Raw genomic sequence first — 16,328 nt, forward strand, 5'->3', positions numbered from 1 at the left:
GCCGTCACCACGCCGACCGGCGGAACCGCGACCATTCCGTCCGGCGGCGCGTCCGTGACCTACGTGGCCCCCGCCACGCCGGGCTCCTACACCTTCGGCTACACCGCCAACGACGGCCAGGGCGGGACCGCGACCGCGTCCATCGAGATCTTCGTCAAATATGGCGAGAGCTACTGCAACCAGTTCCCGGACAACCCCTATTGCTGACGTCGTGAATTGGGTGGTCTGTCGATTCAATCGCGGCGTTTCGGAACCTGGCCGTTGTTACATCGCCCTTAACGTCAGCTTCCCAAGCTGAATGTCGCGGGTTCGATTCCCGCCGGCCGCTCCAGGTTTCAAACAATCGCCGACAGTCTGCCTTTGAGGTGCTCCTCGCCGCAGCCCCAGGACCTGTGCCCAGGGGCTACAACCCCAGGGCCGAGCGAATGTCGCGCCAGTCGATGAGCTTGAAGTTCTGGGTTCCGGCGTCGTTGACGTCGTCCTGAACCACCACCAGGCCTTCCGGGAAGGCGTCGCCGACGGGGCCGCCGAGGGCGTCCAGTCCGTCCGTCCCGGTGACACGGTCGACCACGCCGGTCTCGACCACGAAGCGACCGCTGTAGACCGGCGCCGGGCCGTCGATACGCCAGACAGGGAAGGCCGAGTCGCCCTGGCTCGACCCGATCAGATAACGGGCCGCGCCATCCTCGATGATGGTGAGGCCTTCGGCGTCGGCGACCAGCACCCCCGGGGCCGTCGGCTGCACCAGGATGCGGCCCGCGCCCGCCGAGGGATCGAGGCGGTAGCGCCACACGCCGACGTTCTCCTCCGCGATATAGAGGGCGTCGGTCGCCTCGTCGGCGGCGCAGCCTTCCGAAATCGTGCCGATCCCGAAGCGGCGGACCTCGCGGGCGTTCGGGCGGCCCGCGGCGTCGACGGCGAGCACGAACTGGCGAACCTCGCCCTCGTGGCCGACCAGGATGGCGTGCACTTCGGCGCCGCGCCGCGCGAAACAGAAGCCGTAGGGCTCGACCACGTCTGAGGTGATCGCGCCCCACGGCCGCACGCCCGCCTCGCCGGCGGGATCAAACAGATACAGCGCGACGCCGGTCTTCCCCGGGGTGCGGTCGCTGGCCCCCAGCACCACCTGCGGCCGGCCATCCACGGACAGGCCCCCGGTCAGGTCGACATTGTTGAGCAGGCCCTCCGGCAGGAACTGCAGCACCGCGCCGTCAAGACCGTAGATGTACAGTCCCGCCTTCTTGTCGGTGCCAGCGACGAACCCCCGGGTCGAAACGCCGCCGATCCGGACCGGAACCGACGAGGCCCAGATGGCCGGATCGTCGGCCGCATCCTGTCCCGCCGTCCCGACGGAGGGCGTTTCGAGGCGGGCGCGCACCGCCGCGCCTTCGCCGACAAGGCCCTCGCCCTCGCCGTGGACGTCGACCTCGTGGGTCGCGCAGGCGGTGAGGAGGACGGTGGAAGCGGCGATGGCGGTCAGGGTTCGGGTCAGCATGGCGCGCCTGTGAAGCTCGGTCTGGACCGGGCCAGATCACGGACCTCCGGGAGCGTCAACGCAAGGCTGGATGACGAAACGGCGTCAACTGCGTGACCGACCGTCCGTTCGGGGAGCAAGCGTCACGGGACCATCCGAAAAGCGCCAACGGCGCTTCGCCAAACCATCGCAGGGGCGTCGTCGCCACGGCCTAGCTGAGCCGTCAGAACCGGCGGCCGTGGGGCCGGCCGGGCTACGGGGATGCTCGCCATGAAACTCAGACTTCTGCTCGGCGCCGCTCTGGCGCCGCTCGCCCTCGCCGGGGGCGTTTGCGCCCAGGATGCCGTCGGCCCGGTCGAGGCGACGCCCATCGAGGACGTCCTCGTCAACGGCGAGATCGTGTTCCGAAACCGCACCGCGGACGAGAACCCGATCCTCTCCTACGACCTCGAATACTTCCAGCGTTTCGAACCGGTGTCGGTCGGCGAGATGCTCAAGCGCGTTCCCGGCGTGACCTTCACCTCGGACGTGCTGGAGTTCGACGGCGTGTCCATGCGCGGCCTGCCGCCCGGCTACACCAACATCCTGATCAACGGCCGGCGCGCGCCCGGCGGCGAGGACGACGGGGCCTTCCTGGTCGACCGCATCCCGGCCGAGCTGGTCGAGCGGATCGAGATCATCCGCAGCCCGCGGGCGGACCAGCCGTCGGACGGCGTGGCCGGCGCGATCAACGTCGTGCTCAAGGAAGGCGCCCAGCTGGAGGGCGGCGCCGTCCGCGCCGGCGCGCTCGTCAACGGCGATGGCGAAATCCGGGGCTCGGGCTCCGTTTCCTGGGCGGCCAATACCGAAAACACCTCGCTCTGGGCCGCTCTCAACTACCAGGGCCGGCGCAATCCGAAGGAGAAGCGGTCGGAGCGGTACGACGATGTCCCCGCCGATGGCGGCGTGCTGGACAACATCGAGCTGCAGGACGACACCCGCGACGGCGAGGATCTGTCGGCCAACGCCGAATATACGGTGCGCTTCGACCGCGGTCGCCTGCGCTTCAACGGCCTGGCGGTGGACACCAGCCGGGACGAGGACGAGACCTCGCTGACCTTCATCGACAACGGCGCCGGCGTGTTCGATGAGCTGGAGGAGACCGAGGTCCAGGCCGAGCGCATCAGCCAGCAGACCTACGCCCTCGGCCTCGACGGAGAGTTCGACGTCGGCCCGGGTGAACTGGACTTCAAGGCCGGCTGGTCCGGCTTCCGTGACGAGACGACGACCACCACCCACGCCGCTGACGCCGGCGATCCGCTGGAACTCGACGACTATGTCGAACTGGATATCACCGACGACGAGTACGAGTTCGGCGTCGCCTACGCCTTCGGCCCGGATTCGCTGCGCCTGAAGGTCGGCGCCGACTATCTGACCAAGGAGCGGGACGCGGCCGAGGTCGAGTTCGACATCGACAACGGCGCGATCGACGATCCCGATCCGGCTCCCGGCGCGATCTACACCATTGAGGAGACCCGGCTGGAGCCGTTCGCGCGCCTGACCTGGGAGCCGACCGAGACGCTGACCATCGACGCCGGCCTGCGCTATGAATCGATGGACCGGGACGTGACCAGCGACCTGGGCGTGGTCTCGTCCGGGGCCGACGAGCTGTTCCCGTCGCTGCACCTGACCTGGTCGCCCGGCGACCGTGATCAGTTCCGCGCCTCCTGGGCCCGCACCCAGCGGCGGCCGGACTACAGCTTCCTCGCACCCTACATCGCCAGCGAGGAACCCGCGGACGAGGACGCCCTGCAGGGCAATCCGTCGCTGGAGAGCGAGTTCGCCAACGGTTTCGACATCGGCTACGAGCGCCGGCTCGGCCTGCGCGGCATCGTCGGCGTCAACCTGTTCTACCGCGAGATCGAGAACCTGATCGAGCTGGTCGACACCGGCGCCGAGGTCGACGAGGACGGCGGCCCGGTCGATCCGGGCGACGACGCCTACAATCTGCATGAGCCGCGCAACATCGGCGACGGCACGACCTGGGGCGTCGAGGTCGACCTGTCGACGCCGCTCGATTTCGTCGGCCTGCCGGAGACCGGGGTCTTCTTCAACTACACCTGGCTGGACAGCGAGGTGACCGATCCCTGGACCGGAGTCGAACGCCAGTTCCGCAACCAGCCGCAGAATGTCTGGAACGTCGGCTTCATCCAGAACCTGCCGACCTGGGGCGCCAGCTTCGGGGCCAGCCTGTACGGCCGCGACGAAGGCTATGAGTCGGGTCTCGATGAACTGATCAAGGTCGAATACGACCAGGACCTGGAAGCCTTCGTCGAGAAGCGCTTCGGCGAACGGTTCGTGGTCCGCCTGTCGGCCCAGAACCTGCTCGACAAGGAGAAGCGCGAGACGTTCTGGAAGTACGACGGCGACTCGATCGAGGAAATCCTCGACAATCGCGCCGCCGGCGATCTGGACGAGTACGAGCTCGAGAGCGAGCGTTCCGGCGTCCTGTATCAGGTCACCCTGCGGGCGGCGTTCTGACCGGACGCCGACAGCCCGAAAGGTCGAGGGGGCGGCTCAGAACGCCCCCTCGACCTGAAGGGACGCGTCGGCATTCTCGACCACGCTGAGGCTGGCGGGCTGGAGCCCATGCGTCGTCTCCAGGGTCGCCAGCCAGCCGAAGGCAGCGGCGCCCGGCGCGTTCGCCAGGCGGAAGCCCAGCCGGCCCGACGCATCCATGCCAGTGGTCAGCTCAAGCCCTGCCGCTTCCGCCGTCTGCCGCACAACCGGTTCCAGACCCCGGGCATCCGCGGCGCGGGTGCCCGCACCAGCCACAGGCGCCAGCCGGGCCAGGGCAGACCGCACCTCGGCCAATTCCGTTGCGGCGCGCGTCCGCTCCCGGGCGGCCTCATCCCGCCAGCCGGTGATCGGCCGGATCACGCCCAGCCACAGAACCACCGCCGCCAGCAGCAGCGCCATCCCTGCCAGCATCCGCTGCTCGCGCCGGGTGCGGCCCTCCCATGCCTGATGCAATTCGGCGACGATCCGGTTCATGGGCGGGCTCCGATGCTGATGTCGCTGACCACCCGGCCAGCGTCGTCGAGGGTCGCGGTTTCGGTGACGGCCATGCCCGCCTCCGCCATCCGCTGATTGATCTGTTCCATGTCCGAGTAGGCGGGATGGCTGAGCGTGGCCTTGACTCCGTCGTCGGGACCGGCGGCGACCATGTCGAGTTCCGCCCCCTCGACGGCTTCGACCGCCGAGTACAGGGCGGCGACGGCTGCCGTTACGCCGCCGGGCGGCGGAGCCGAGGCGGCCCGGCGGCGCAGGGCGGCCACCGGGTCGGACTCCCGCGCGAGATCGGGTGCGGCGGCGGCGATCGCCGTGATCGCTTCGGTCTCCAGCCGGCGGGCGGCCATGTCGTCGCGTGCAGCGGCGGCGGCGGTCAGGAGCAGGGGCGAGACCAGGACAGCGGCGGCCAGTCCCGCCGCCCGCCGCCAGCCGCCCCGCGGGCCCGTCCGGTCCCGAGCGCCGATGTCGAACAGGTTGATGGCGGGCGAAAGCGCCGCCGCCGCCAGCGCCCGCTCCACCGTCCGCGAATCCTCGATGGGGACGACGCGGCGGTCGCCGGCGACGAGGTCGACCAGGTCCGGTTGCACCGTGACGGCGAAACGCCGGCCTCGCAGCGCCAGGTTTTCCCCGAAGGCGACCGCCCGCACGGCGTCGGCGTCCTCGGGCTCTGCGATAGTGAGCATATCCGGCACCAGGGCCTCGGCCCGGACCCCCAACGCTTCCAGATAGTCCGACCAGGCCTCCAGCAGCGCATGACTGACCACGGCGACGAGGCGTGGCTGACCCGGCCCGGCCGAGCCGCCCACGATGGTCGCCACCCGATCCGGGGTCGCGGCCAGATCCTCGCGCAGGCGCCATGCCGCCGCGGCGCGGAGCTGGGCGCCGCCGCCGGCGGGCAGGTCGAGCCAGCGGATGGAGACGTCGGCGCCCGGGCAGACGGCGACGGTGCGCATGGGCTCGGGTCGCTCGACGGTGTCGAGCGCCAGCACGCCACGTTGAAGGACGCCACCGTCCGGGGCGACGATCATAAAGGGCGCCGGCTGGCCGTTGAACGCGGGGATCAGGATCAGGCGGGTCGGTTTCATTCTTCGGGAGTCCAGCGCTGGATGACGGTCCGCACCGCGCCGTCGGGCTGTGCGTGCAGAAGGGCGGTGCGGACGGCGCGCCCGCCGCCGTAGTCGACGTCGATGCGGAGATTGAAATAGCGGGTCAGGACCGTGACCTGCTCGCGCGCCTCGGCCGGGATCTCCACCGCGGCGAGGGCGGGCTGGGCCCAGAAGGCGGCGGCGTCCGGCCATCCCGCCCGCGGCCGCCGGGCGATCAGGGCCCGGGCGCTTTCTGGACCGAGGGCGTTGTCAGTCAGCATCATCAGCAGTGGGGCCTGCTGTGGCGTCAGGGTGTTGACGTTGAGGGGCGACGGCCGGCTGGTCGGCAGGGCGCAGACCCAGGGGCGCAGGCGGCGGTAGAGGTCGGCGTCGACGCCCTTGACCGCGCGTAGCTCGCTGACCTCGGCCAGCAGCACCCCGCCGGTGCGATAGGGCGTGGCCAGACCGGCGTAGGCGCCGTCCTCGGCGCCCAGCGGCCGCGAAACCGCGTCGGCGTCCAGCCAGTCGGTCAGGGCGTCGGCCACCGCGCGCATGCGGCTGTCGGGCGCGCCTATGGCCCGGCCGAGGGCGAGGAATTGCGCCGTCCCCAGTGGTCGCGCCATCAGATCCTCGCCGAATCCCTCGACCAGGCTGTTGAGGTTGAAACAGGCCTGGCCGTCGGTGACCACGGCGCTGATCGAGCCTCCGTCGATGGGGAAGTCCAGACGACGTCCGTTCCACCCCGGTTCCAGCGGCGTGCGGGCCGGTCCCGCCGCCAGCAGGCGGGCCACCTGCCGGCGGGCCAGCGCCTCGGCGCCCGAGGCGTACCACTGGGCCTGGGCCTGGGTTTCGGCGTTGGTGGCGCGGCGCACCGAGAAGCGCACGTCGTCGAGCACGGCGACGGCCACCACCGACATCACCGCCACCAGCAGCAGGACGGTCAGCAGGGCCATGCCCTCGCGATTGTCGGACCGGCCCCGCATCAGCCGCCCCCGACGAGGAACAGCTGTTCGATCGGCCCGTAGCCCTCCAGCGTCATCCGCACCCGCACCGCATCGGGCAGGGGCCGCTCGGCCGTGGTGATATAGGCCGGCGCTTCCTGGCCATCCTTGACGAAGGCCACGGTCAGGTCCCGCACGCCACGGTACAGCACCTGCGGCGGGCCTGGCCGCGCTCCGTCCAGGTGGGTCGCGACGCGGCGCTCCAACCGATCCTCGACCAGCCGGTATTCGACGCGCTGGAGCGAGGGTCGGGGTTGTCCGCCCGGATTGGTCCAGCCCGCGCGGGTCAGGACCAGCACCGGGTCGCCCGGCGCGGTCGGACCGGTCATCGGCTGGGGCATGGGCCGCCCGGTGGGGCCGCGCGAGCGACGGCCCGCGGCTTGGCCGAGATCGGCCTTCAGCAGGCTGCGCATGCGCTGCAGGTCGGCGGTGCGGTCGGTTGCGGCCTTGATGGCGAAGCGGTTGTCGATCGACAGGCTCAGCACCGCCGCCCCCGCCGCCGCGATCAGGGCGAAGATCAGCAGGGAGATGAGCACCTCGACGAGGGTGAAGCCGGCGCGCGCATGGCTCATGACGGTTGCGGCCGGAACAGGACGCGGTCGGCGGCCTGGCCCTCCTCGGTCGAAACCCGGATGTCGATGCGCAACATGCCGGCCTCGACGCCCTGCACGGACCGGCTCCAGCGCCACTGACGGCCTGCGAGCGGAACAGCGCCGTTAGTGAGCCCTTCGGCAAGGCGGGGATCGATCATCGCCTCGACCGCCAGATTTTCCGCGACCACGCCGCCCAGCGTCCGGGTCTCGACCCGCGCCGCGGACCGGGTGTTCTCGCCCGACAGATTGAGCAGGGCCATCGCGGCCAGGCTGAACACCGCGAGGGCGACCAGCAGCTCGACCAGGGTGAAGCCGGACCGGTCAGTCATTGATCGTCACCTCGCCGGCCCCGTCGATCTCGACGCGGGAGGCGCGGCCGTCACGGCTCAGGGTCAGGGCCGCGGGCTCGGCGACCCCGGTCGGGTCGAACACCACCCGGACCGGACCGGTGGGCGAAACCGACACGCCGTCGCTCCACCGCTCCTGCCCGAACGGCCCCTCCTCCAGCGCCGTCCAGCCCGCGCCGTCGAACGACGAGAAGCCGTAGCCCGCCGCCGTCGCCTCGACCGCCACCGGCCGGTTGGACAGCACCGCCTCCTCCCGCGCCCGGGACAGGCGCGCAGCGAACCGCTCGGCGTCGTCCGCCACCGACGGCCGGGGATCGGGCACGGACAGCACCACTGCGCCCGCCGCCAGACCGACGATGGCCACGGTCATCAGCAGCTCGACCAGGGTGAAGCCGGCGCGCGACTTTCTTGCGCTGTCGCGCCACGCGCGGCGCGGCGCTGCTTGAGCGCGGTCGTCAGCGCTCAAGCAGCGAACGACCGCGTCGCGAGCGATAGCGCTTCTAGGGCTCCCAGTTACCGAGGTCGGCGTCATTGCCCTCGCCCCCTTCCCGGCCGTCCGCTCCGAGGGAGAAGACGTCGAACTGGCCGCCGTGAGCGCTGGGGCGGCGATACTGGTAGGGATTGCCCCACGGGTCCTCCGGCAGCCGCCGGACATAGCCGCCCTGCCGGTAGCGTTCCGGCCGGGTCAGACCGGCCGGCGCGGCGACGAGGGCCTGCAGGGTGTCGGGGAAGGTCAGGTTGTCGAGGCGATAGGTCTCGACGGCCTGCTCCAGCACCGAAATGTCGGCCCGCGCCTTGCCGATCATCGCCCGGTCCTGGCTGGGCAGCACATTGATGGCGACCACCGTGGCCAGCAGGCCGATGATGACGATCACCACCATCAATTCCACCAGGGTAAACCCGGCGCGCTTGCGGCGGGCCTCCGCGATCTTGCGTTCGTGTTCGGTCATGGCATGCGACTCCATCACCCCATGGCCAGGGTGTTGATCTGAAGGATGGGCAGGAGAATCGACAGGACGATCAGGGCCACCACCCCGCCCATGACGACGATGATGGCGGGCTCAAGCAGGCTCAGCATGACGGCGGTGAAGGTCGAGAATTCCCGCTCCAGATAGTCGGCGGCGCGCTCCAGCATCGGCTCCAGCCGGCCGCTGCTCTCGCCCGAGGCGGTCATGTAGACGAGGATCGGCGGAAAGACGTCGGCGCGGCGCATGGCCGCCGAAAGCCCGCCGCCCTCGCGCACGGCGTCGGCCATGGTCCCGGTGGCGGCGCGCAGGGCCCGGTTGGAGACGGTGCGGGCGGTGATGGTCAGCCCCTCCAGCACCGGCAGGCCGGCCGCGATCATGGTCGACAGCGTCCGCGCCATCTTCGCCCCGTGCAGGTCGCGGGTCAGCCGGCCAATCAGCGGCAGGCGCAGCAGGGCCGTATCGGCCCTGAGCCGGATCGCCGGATTGCGCAGGGCGACGGCGCCGCCGATCCCCGCCAGCAGAAGGAGCACGCCCGCCAACCATCCCCAGTCGCGCATCAGGTCCGACAGGCCGATGACCAGCCGGGTCAGCAGCGGCAGGGTCTGGTTCATGCTGTCGAACTGGTCGACCACCTTTGGCACCACGAAGGTCATCAGGGCGCCGATGACACCCAGCGCCACCACCGCCAGCACGGCGGGATAGACCAGCGCCGTGATCACCTTGCCGCGCACCGTCTGGTCGCGCTCCAACCCGTCGGCGAGCCGTTCCAGAATGGGCTCCAGCGCGCCCGAGGTCTCGCCCGCCGAGACCATGGCCCGGTACAGCGGCGGAAAGGCTTGTCCCTGCAGGGCCATGGCGTCCGACAGCCGCCGTCCCTCCATCACCCCGCCGTGCACGCCCTCCAGCACCCGCCGCACCGCCGGCCGGTCGGCCTGCAGGGCGATGGTCCGCAGCGCCTCCTCGATCGGCGCGACCGAGACCAGGGTGGAGAGCTGGCGGGTGGTCAGGGCCAGGGTCTTCGCATTCAGCTTGCCGCCGCGCGTCGCGCGTCCGGCCTTCTGCACCGCCCCACGCGCCGGGGTGATCTCCAGCGGCATCAGCCGGCGCCGCTCGATCAGGCCTCGCGCGGCCTCCTCATCGGCGGCGGTCAGGGCGCCGGTGACCGTGCGCCCCCCGGCGTCCACCGCCACATAGTCGAACGCCGCCATCAGGCCGCCGCCTCGGTCGCGGGCCCATCGGCCTGCAGCGCCCCGGCGTCCCGCCGCGTCACCCGCACCGCCTCCTCGACCGAGGTCAGCCCGCCCAGTACGAAGGCGCGCGCCCTCTGGGTCAGGGTGTCCATGCGCTCGAACGCCACCGCATTGATGGCCTCCTCGTCCGCCTCGGCGGCGATCAGGCGGCGCACGCGGTCGTCGACGGTGATGACCTCATACAGACCCACCCGTCCGACGTAGCCGGTCTGATGGCACCGGTCGCAGCCCTGCGCTCGCCACACCGGCTGGCCCGCCTTGACGCCGATCAGCCGCGCCGTGGCGCGATCCGCCGGTTCTGACCGGCGGCAGGCGGGGCACAGCCGCCGCACCAGCCGCTGGGCCACGATCAGCCGCAGCGTCGAGGCCAGCAGGAAGGGCTCGACGCCCATGTCCCGCAGCCGGGTGATGGCGCCCGCCGCGTCGTTGGTGTGCACCGTCGACAGCACCAGATGCCCGGTCAGAGAGGCCTGCACGGCGATGCCGGCCGTCTCCACGTCGCGGATCTCGCCGACCATGACGACGTCGGGGTCCTGGCGCAGGATGGCGCGCAGGCCGGCGGCGAAGGTCATGCCGACCTTGGTGTTGACCTGGGTCTGGCCGACGCCGTCGATGGCGTATTCGACCGGGTCCTCGACCGTCAGGATGTTGCGGGTCGAGTCGTTCAGCAGCGACAGGCCGGCGTAGAGGGAGGTCGTCTTGCCCGAGCCCGTCGGCCCGGTGACGAGGATGATGCCGTTGGGTTCGCGCAGCGCGGCGCGGAAGGCGTCCAGCGTCTCGCCGGTCATGCCCAGCTGATCCAGCTTCAGCTCGGCCTGGTCCTTGTCGAGGATACGCAGCACGACCCGTTCGCCCGCTCGCGACGGCAGGGTCGAGACGCGGACGTCGAGGGTCTTGCCGCCCAGGGCCAGCGGAATACGGCCGTCCTGCGGGACCCGCTTCTCGGCGATGTCGAGCCGCGCCATGACCTTGATCCGCGACACCAGCAGGGGCGTGATCCGGGGATTCAGCGACAGGGCCTCGCGCAGCACGCCGTCGACCCGCATGCGAACTGTCAGGGCGGTCTCGAACGGCTCCAGGTGAATGTCGGAGGCGCCCGCCCTAACCGCCTCGGCGATGATGCCGTTGATCAGCCGGATGACCGGCGCGTCGTCGGCGGTATCGAGCAGGTCGGCGGCGGCGGGGATATCGTCGATCAGACTGCCCAGCCCCGACGGCATGTCCAGATCGTCGCCGTCGGCGGCGCTGAGATGGTCGCCCGCATAGACCTGCGACAGCCGCCGGTCGAACTCGGCCTGGCTCAGCCGCTCGATCCGCAGCGGCCGGCCCAGCGCCCGGCGGGTCTCGACCAGCGCCGCCGGATCAGCCCCCTCGCGCAGTCCGATCAGGGCGATCTCTCCGGCGTCGAGCAGGATGACGCCGTGCCGTTTGGCGAAACCGTACGGCAGGGTCGGATTGACGAGGGTGATCATGTCGGCCTCACTCGGTCCGGGCCGGTCCGGCCGGCGGCAGCGGCGAGAGGGTGACCTCCCCGACGGGCGCCGTGACTACGTCCGACGGCGCGACGGGCGCCTGGGTCCGCATGTAGTCGCGCAGCATCTCGTCCAGGCTGGGCTCGACGCCCGGCGCGTTGTTGAGCTGCTGCTGGCGCATGTAGCCCCAGCGATCGGCGCTCAGGGCCTGGGCGTCGGCGGGCGAGCGGATGATTGTCGGGCGGATGAAGACCATCAGATTGGTCCGGCCGCGCTGACGGCTGGTCGATCGGAACAGGCCGCCGACCATCGGCAGATCGCCGAGGCCCGGGACCTTGTCGACCGACAGCCGGTCGTTCTGGTCGAGCAGCCCGCCGGCCACGGCGATGTCGCCGTCGTCGACCACCAGGGTGGTCTCCAGCTCGCGCTTGTTGAGCACGAGGTCATTGGCCGAGTCGGTCAGCACGCCGTTGATGCTCGACACCTCCTGGCGAAGGAACAGGGTGATCGAACCGCCGGCGTTGATCTGGGGCCGGACGATCAGCTTGACGCCGATGTCCTGGCGCTGGGTCGTCCGGAACGGATTGGAGTTGCCGTCCAGCAAGGTCTCGCCGGTGGTGATCGGCACTTCCTGGCCGACGAGGATGGTCGCCTCCTCGTTGTCCAGCGTCATCAGCGACGGGGTCTGCAGCAGGTTGGAGCCGTCGTCGGTCTTGGCGGCGTTGATGATGAAGCCGAACAGGCCGTCGCCGATGCGCCCGCCGCCGCCGCCGATGAAGCCGTTTGCGCCCAGAAGACTGTTCAGGGCGAGGGTCTGCAGCTGTTCGCGCAGCGGATCGTCCTCGTCCAGCTGGCCCGCCGCCGCGCCGCCGGCGATGGGAACCAGCGGCGTGGCGCGGTCCGAATAGTTGGTCAGGCCGATCGGGTTGCCGTCCTCGCCGGCCAGAAGCCACTGCACGCCCAGTTCGCGCACGGCGTTGTCGCTGAGCTCGACGACGATGGCCTCGATCAGCACCTGCTGGCGGCGCTGGTCCAGCTGGCGGATGACCTCGGCCAGCATCCGCTGGGTGTCGCCCGAGGCCGAGATGACCAGGGCGTTGGCGCCGGGGAAGCGGGCGATGGTGGCGCGCTGCCCGGGCACGGGCGCGGCGGGGGCGACCGAGGCCGGCGCGACCTCGATTTCGGCGCCGCTCTCGCCGCTCCGTGTCGATGGGGGAGCCGCGTTGGCGCTGGCGGCGGTGACCGGCTGGCCGACGATCTGCTGCAGTACGGGCAGCAGCGCCTCGGCGTTGGCGTGCTGCAGGAACACGACCTTGACGTCGTCGGCCGACTGGGCGCGGCGGTCGAGGTCCTCGATCAGCGGCCGCACCCGCGCCACCGCCGTCGGATCGCCGCGCAGCACCACCGAATTGGAGCTCTCGACGGGCGTCACCGACACCATGCCCTGGCCCGGCTGACCGCCGGGCGGAGCCAGCACCGACTGCAGCACGGCCGCGATCTCGCGCGCCGAGGAGTTCTCCAGCGTCACCACCTCGAAGCCGGTGCGGTCGACGTCGATGCGGCCGATCAGGGCCCGGATGCGCGCCAGATTGTCGGCGAAATCCGCGACGACGACGCTGTTCGCGCCCGCGTTGGCCAGCACCTGACCCTGCGCCCCGACCAGGGGGCGGATCGTCTCGGCCGCCGAGGCGGCGTCGATGTTGCGCAGCTGGAACACTTCGGTGGCGAACCGCTCGGCTCCGACGGTCGCCGGTCCCTGCGCGGCGCCCTGGGCCGGGCTGATGCGGTAGGCGCCGGAGCCCGTCGGCGTCACGACGAGGCCGTTGGCGCGCAGCGTCGACAGGAAGACCTCGAACAGCTCGGCCCGGGACAGCGGCCGGTCGCTGGTGACGGTCACCGTCCCGGTCACCGCCGGGTCGACGATGAAGGTGCGGCCGGTCGAGCGGGCCACGTCCTGGATGAAGGCGCGGATGTCGGCGCCCTGCACGTTCAGCGTCTGGCGCTGGCCCGACTGGGCCATCGCCGGCGCGGCGGCGAGCGGCCCCTGCAGCACGAGGAGCGCCGCCAGGGCGATGCCGGGGACGCTGCGGTTCGATCGCTTCAACGGCCTGTCCTTATGGTGGTGGTCTGAACGGCGCCGTCCCGCTCGAAGCGGATTTCGGCGCTGGCGCTGCTGGAGAGCTGGGTGCGCAGGGCGGCGACGCGGTCGAGCCGGTCGAGGGCCTGACCGTTGACCGCCAGAACGACGTCGCCCGATCGCAGTCCGGCCGCGGCCAGGGCTGCGCCGTCTCCCTTCGAGGAGACGGTGAAACCGTTGATCCGAAGGCCCTGCATGCGGGGACGCAGGGACGCCTCGGCCATCAGGCGGGCGGGATCGACCGGCGCGGGCGCGGCCGCGCTCGCCGGCGTTGGAGTCGGAGTCACGGTCTGCGGAACCGGCGGCGGCGGCGGAGGCGGCGCCGCGCCGACGGGCAGGTCGCTGAAGATCAGCCGGCTCAGCGAGTCTCCCCGGGCCAGCACGACATGATCGGACCCCACGGATTGAAGGATCAGGCCCGGTTCGATCGTCTCGCCCACGGCGACGGACAGCTGGCGGCCATCCGCCAGCCCGATGATGGCCGAACCGCCGCCGGCGCCGTCGGACCGCAGGCCGTACAGCCGCATCTGGCTGCTGCCCCCGGCGGTGTCCTCGGCCAGGCTGCTCTGGCCGCCGGTGCGGAAGAAGGCGTCGAAGCGCTGGAAGACGGAATAGTCGACGGGCGTGGCCGGGCGCGTGGAAGCGGCGGGGGCCGGGGATGCGCGGGTCGGCTCGACCGCGATCCAGACCAGCCGCCCCACCTGCACGACCAGCACCAGCGCCAGCGTCGCTTCCACCGCGGCCCGCACCCGGTCCGGGCGGGCGGAGAGGGCCTCGCGGACTCCCATGCTCCAGTTGCGAATTGCGCCGATCAAGATCGCTGGCCCCGGCGGGCCCCGACGGCCCGAGAGCGTCGTAGACCAATCGTCCGTGTCCGGGCTTCACGGACCCATGACGGCGCGAAGAACTTGCCGTGACGGTTAGGACGGGCGCGGAGCAACTGCCGCATTTCTGCAATCAAGGCGCGGAAGGCCGTCGTGCGACGCCCTCCCGCGCGGGATCGTCAGAAGCGGGCGGTCAGGCTGACCGTCGCGCCGGAGCCCAGCTCGTAGTTGTTGATCCGGATCTTGTTCCCCAGCTCCTGGAACTCGTCGTAGTCCGTGTTCAGCAGGTTGCGCAGCTCGAGGGCGAAGCCGAGATCGCGGCCCGCGTACTCGAAGTCCTTGCGGTAGACGAAGTCGAGGAAGACGCCCGGGTCCTGGATGTAGTCGGGCTCCCGGGCGCCGGCCGCCCCCGCGCCGCGGGCGGTGATGCGCTCGCTGACATAGTTGACGATCAGGGTCGCCTGTGAGCGCGCCGTATCGTCTTCCCAGCCCAGCTGCAGGTTGGCGACATGCTCCGACTGGCCCTGCAGCCGGCTGCCGTCCTCGATGAAGAACGAGGCCTGTTCCGGCGCGCCGCCGCCGCCCTGGGTGAAGACCACGTCATCCGGCCCGACCTGCACCTCCGAAGTCGACCAGGTGTAGTTGGCCTGGACCAGCCAGCGCTTGTTGGCGATGAAGGACGAGCCGGCGTCGGGGAACTCGAAATACTTCTTGGCCTCGACCTCGGCCCCGTAGACCGTCGCCTTCGGCGCGTTCAGGAACGATTGCTGGCGCTGGTCGCCGGTCAGCACCACGACCGACTCCACCGGCTTGTCCAGGTCCTTGTAGAAAACACCGGCAGTCAGATACTGCTGAGGGGCGAAATACCACTCGTACCGGGCGTCGGCGTTGAGGATTTCCGTGTCCACCAGGAACGGGTTGCCGGTGAACTCGCGATCGCTGTCCGGGTCGATGTAGGACTGCGGGGCCAGTTCGCGGAACTGGGGCCGGCCGATGGTCTGCGACGCCCCGAAGCGGAACTGCTGGTCCTCGGCGAAATTCCACGTCGCGGTGAAGGCAGGCAGGAAATACCGCTCCTCCAGCTCGGTCGGTGCGAAGGTCGCGCTTCCCCCGAACAGGTCGCGGGGCGTCACCGATTGCCGGCCGTCCTCGAAGCGGACACCCACCGTGGTGCGGACAAGCGGGATGATCTCCGCATCGACCTGGGCGTAAACCGCCCCGACCTTCAGTTCAGCGTCATAGGCTCCGGCGCCGTTGGTGCCGGCTACCTGGCGCAGCTCGATCGTCGTCGGGTTGATGTTGAAGTCGGAATACAGGAAGTCGATCCGCGATTGGCGCTGTTCGTCTGTCAGGCCGCTGACCGCCGCCAACTGGAGATCGTAGCGTGTCGCCTCGCGGCTGCTGTCGGTATACGCCACGCCGAGACTGAAGACGGCCTCGCGCATGTCCGACAGCGGCAGGGTGTAGCCGACGTCGGCCCCGCCCGAGATCACGTCCTCGTCCAGTTCGCTGAACGAGATCAGGTTGGACGGATTGTGGATGTAGTCGCCGTCGGCGTTCACCCCGTACTGAAAACGGGACTCATAGGGCGCGTCACGCGAGGTATGGGCCCACGCGGCGCGCCAGTCGAACTCCAGCGCCCCATCCATGAAGAAGTGCTCGCCGGCCAGTTGGCTGGAGAGCAACTCGCGGACGAACCATTCGGTGTAGTCGTCGCGCAGGATGCCGCCGCCGACGCTGAGGTCCGGACCAGCGCTGGTCCGGGCTTCCTTGGTGGTGCTGCGGACGTAGAGGTTGGTCCACTTCAGCTCGTGGTCCTGAACGGTCAGCGACAGCCCGGCGAGGAGGTTCAGCTGCAGATCGTCCTGGTTCGATTCGAACGCCTTGCTGGTCACCGCAACGATGGCGTCGCCGGAGAACTGGCCTTCCTCCTGGAAGCCGCGCCGGGTGCTCCAGGTGTTGCTGTAGCCGGCCACGCCGATCAACCCGAGTGTGCCCAGGCTGCTGTCGCTGGACAGCCCGCCCGCGACATCGAACCCGAAGTTGACCGGCGTGGTTTCACGCTGAAGCAGGCGCAGAGGCGCGTTGACGAGCGACTGGCCCATCGCCTGCAACTCGTCGGTCGA

General features: G+C 70.5%; 15 protein-coding genes. 2 read left to right on the forward strand and 13 right to left on the reverse strand.

The window, feature by feature from the left end; all coding sequences use genetic code 11:
• Positions 1–207, forward strand: a 207-nt coding sequence (locus VEB62_RS13375) for an Ig-like domain-containing protein (protein WP_324800583.1), incomplete at its 5' end; no start/stop codon positions are given.
• 196 nt (positions 208–403) lie between these two features.
• Here the strand turns inward: VEB62_RS13375 and VEB62_RS13380 are convergent.
• The gene (locus tag VEB62_RS13380; RefSeq protein ID WP_324800586.1) at positions 404–1,495 is read right to left on the reverse strand and encodes a phytase; all 1,092 of its coding nucleotides are present in this window, start codon (positions 1,493–1,495) and stop codon (positions 404–406) included.
• Between the two features lie 249 nt (positions 1,496–1,744).
• Between VEB62_RS13380 and VEB62_RS13385 the strand changes: the two genes are divergently transcribed.
• Complete coding sequence (locus tag VEB62_RS13385; protein ID WP_324800589.1) at positions 1,745–3,994, forward strand: TonB-dependent receptor plug domain-containing protein; 2,250 nt, start codon at positions 1,745–1,747, stop codon at positions 3,992–3,994.
• 36 nt (positions 3,995–4,030) lie between these two features.
• Here the strand turns inward: VEB62_RS13385 and VEB62_RS13390 are convergent, their stop codons facing one another.
• The 12 genes from VEB62_RS13390 to VEB62_RS13445 form a co-directional block, all read right to left on the reverse strand.
• On the reverse strand, positions 4,031–4,507 hold the full coding sequence (locus VEB62_RS13390) for a type II secretion system protein M (protein ID WP_324800592.1): 477 nt from the start codon (positions 4,505–4,507) through the stop codon (positions 4,031–4,033).
• Positions 4,504–5,610 (reverse strand): type II secretion system protein GspL, encoded by a 1,107-nt coding sequence (gene gspL, locus VEB62_RS13395; RefSeq protein WP_324800595.1) that lies wholly within the window; start codon positions 5,608–5,610, stop codon positions 4,504–4,506. The genes VEB62_RS13390 and gspL overlap by 4 nt, the downstream gene beginning before the upstream one ends.
• Positions 5,607–6,593, reverse strand: coding sequence for a type II secretion system minor pseudopilin GspK (gspK, locus tag VEB62_RS13400; protein ID WP_324800598.1), 987 nt, complete (start codon positions 6,591–6,593; stop codon positions 5,607–5,609). The genes gspL and gspK overlap by 4 nt, the downstream gene beginning before the upstream one ends.
• Positions 6,593–7,183 carry a type II secretion system minor pseudopilin GspJ gene (gene gspJ, locus VEB62_RS13405; RefSeq protein WP_324800601.1) on the reverse strand — a complete coding sequence of 197 codons (591 nt, stop codon included), beginning with the start codon at positions 7,181–7,183 and terminating at the stop codon, positions 6,593–6,595. Before gspJ ends, gspK begins: the two co-directional genes overlap by 1 nt.
• Positions 7,180–7,533, reverse strand: a complete 354-nt coding sequence (gspI, locus tag VEB62_RS13410; protein WP_324800604.1) for a type II secretion system minor pseudopilin GspI — start codon at positions 7,531–7,533, stop codon at positions 7,180–7,182. The genes gspJ and gspI overlap by 4 nt, the downstream gene beginning before the upstream one ends.
• A complete protein-coding gene (locus tag VEB62_RS13415) occupies positions 7,526–8,017 on the reverse strand; it encodes a GspH/FimT family pseudopilin (protein WP_324800607.1) in 492 nt (163 codons plus the stop codon). The genes gspI and VEB62_RS13415 overlap by 8 nt, the downstream gene beginning before the upstream one ends.
• A gap of 34 nt (positions 8,018–8,051) precedes the next feature.
• Positions 8,052–8,501 carry a type II secretion system major pseudopilin GspG gene (gene gspG, locus VEB62_RS13420; RefSeq protein WP_324800610.1) on the reverse strand — a complete coding sequence of 150 codons (450 nt, stop codon included), beginning with the start codon at positions 8,499–8,501 and terminating at the stop codon, positions 8,052–8,054.
• Positions 8,502–8,515: 14 nt separating this feature from the next.
• Positions 8,516–9,727, reverse strand: coding sequence for a type II secretion system inner membrane protein GspF (gene gspF / locus VEB62_RS13425; protein ID WP_324800612.1), 1,212 nt, complete (start codon positions 9,725–9,727; stop codon positions 8,516–8,518).
• A complete protein-coding gene (gene gspE, locus VEB62_RS13430) occupies positions 9,727–11,241 on the reverse strand; it encodes a type II secretion system ATPase GspE (RefSeq protein ID WP_324800614.1) in 1,515 nt (504 codons plus the stop codon). Before gspE ends, gspF begins: the two co-directional genes overlap by 1 nt.
• A gap of 7 nt (positions 11,242–11,248) precedes the next feature.
• Positions 11,249–13,261 carry a type II secretion system secretin GspD gene (gene gspD / locus VEB62_RS13435; protein WP_414642048.1) on the reverse strand — a complete coding sequence of 671 codons (2,013 nt, stop codon included), beginning with the start codon at positions 13,259–13,261 and terminating at the stop codon, positions 11,249–11,251.
• A gap of 80 nt (positions 13,262–13,341) precedes the next feature.
• Entirely contained in the window at positions 13,342–14,193 is an 852-nt protein-coding gene (locus tag VEB62_RS13440; protein ID WP_324800620.1) for a type II secretion system protein N, read from the reverse strand.
• Positions 14,194–14,381: 188 nt separating this feature from the next.
• A partial coding sequence (locus tag VEB62_RS13445) for a TonB-dependent receptor domain-containing protein (RefSeq protein ID WP_324800623.1) occupies positions 14,382–16,328 on the reverse strand: 1,947 nt, incomplete at its 5' end.

The sequence above is a fragment of the Brevundimonas sp. genome, from assembly GCF_035626975.1.
In the GTDB taxonomy this organism is placed as follows: Bacteria; Pseudomonadota; Alphaproteobacteria; order Caulobacterales; family Caulobacteraceae; genus Brevundimonas.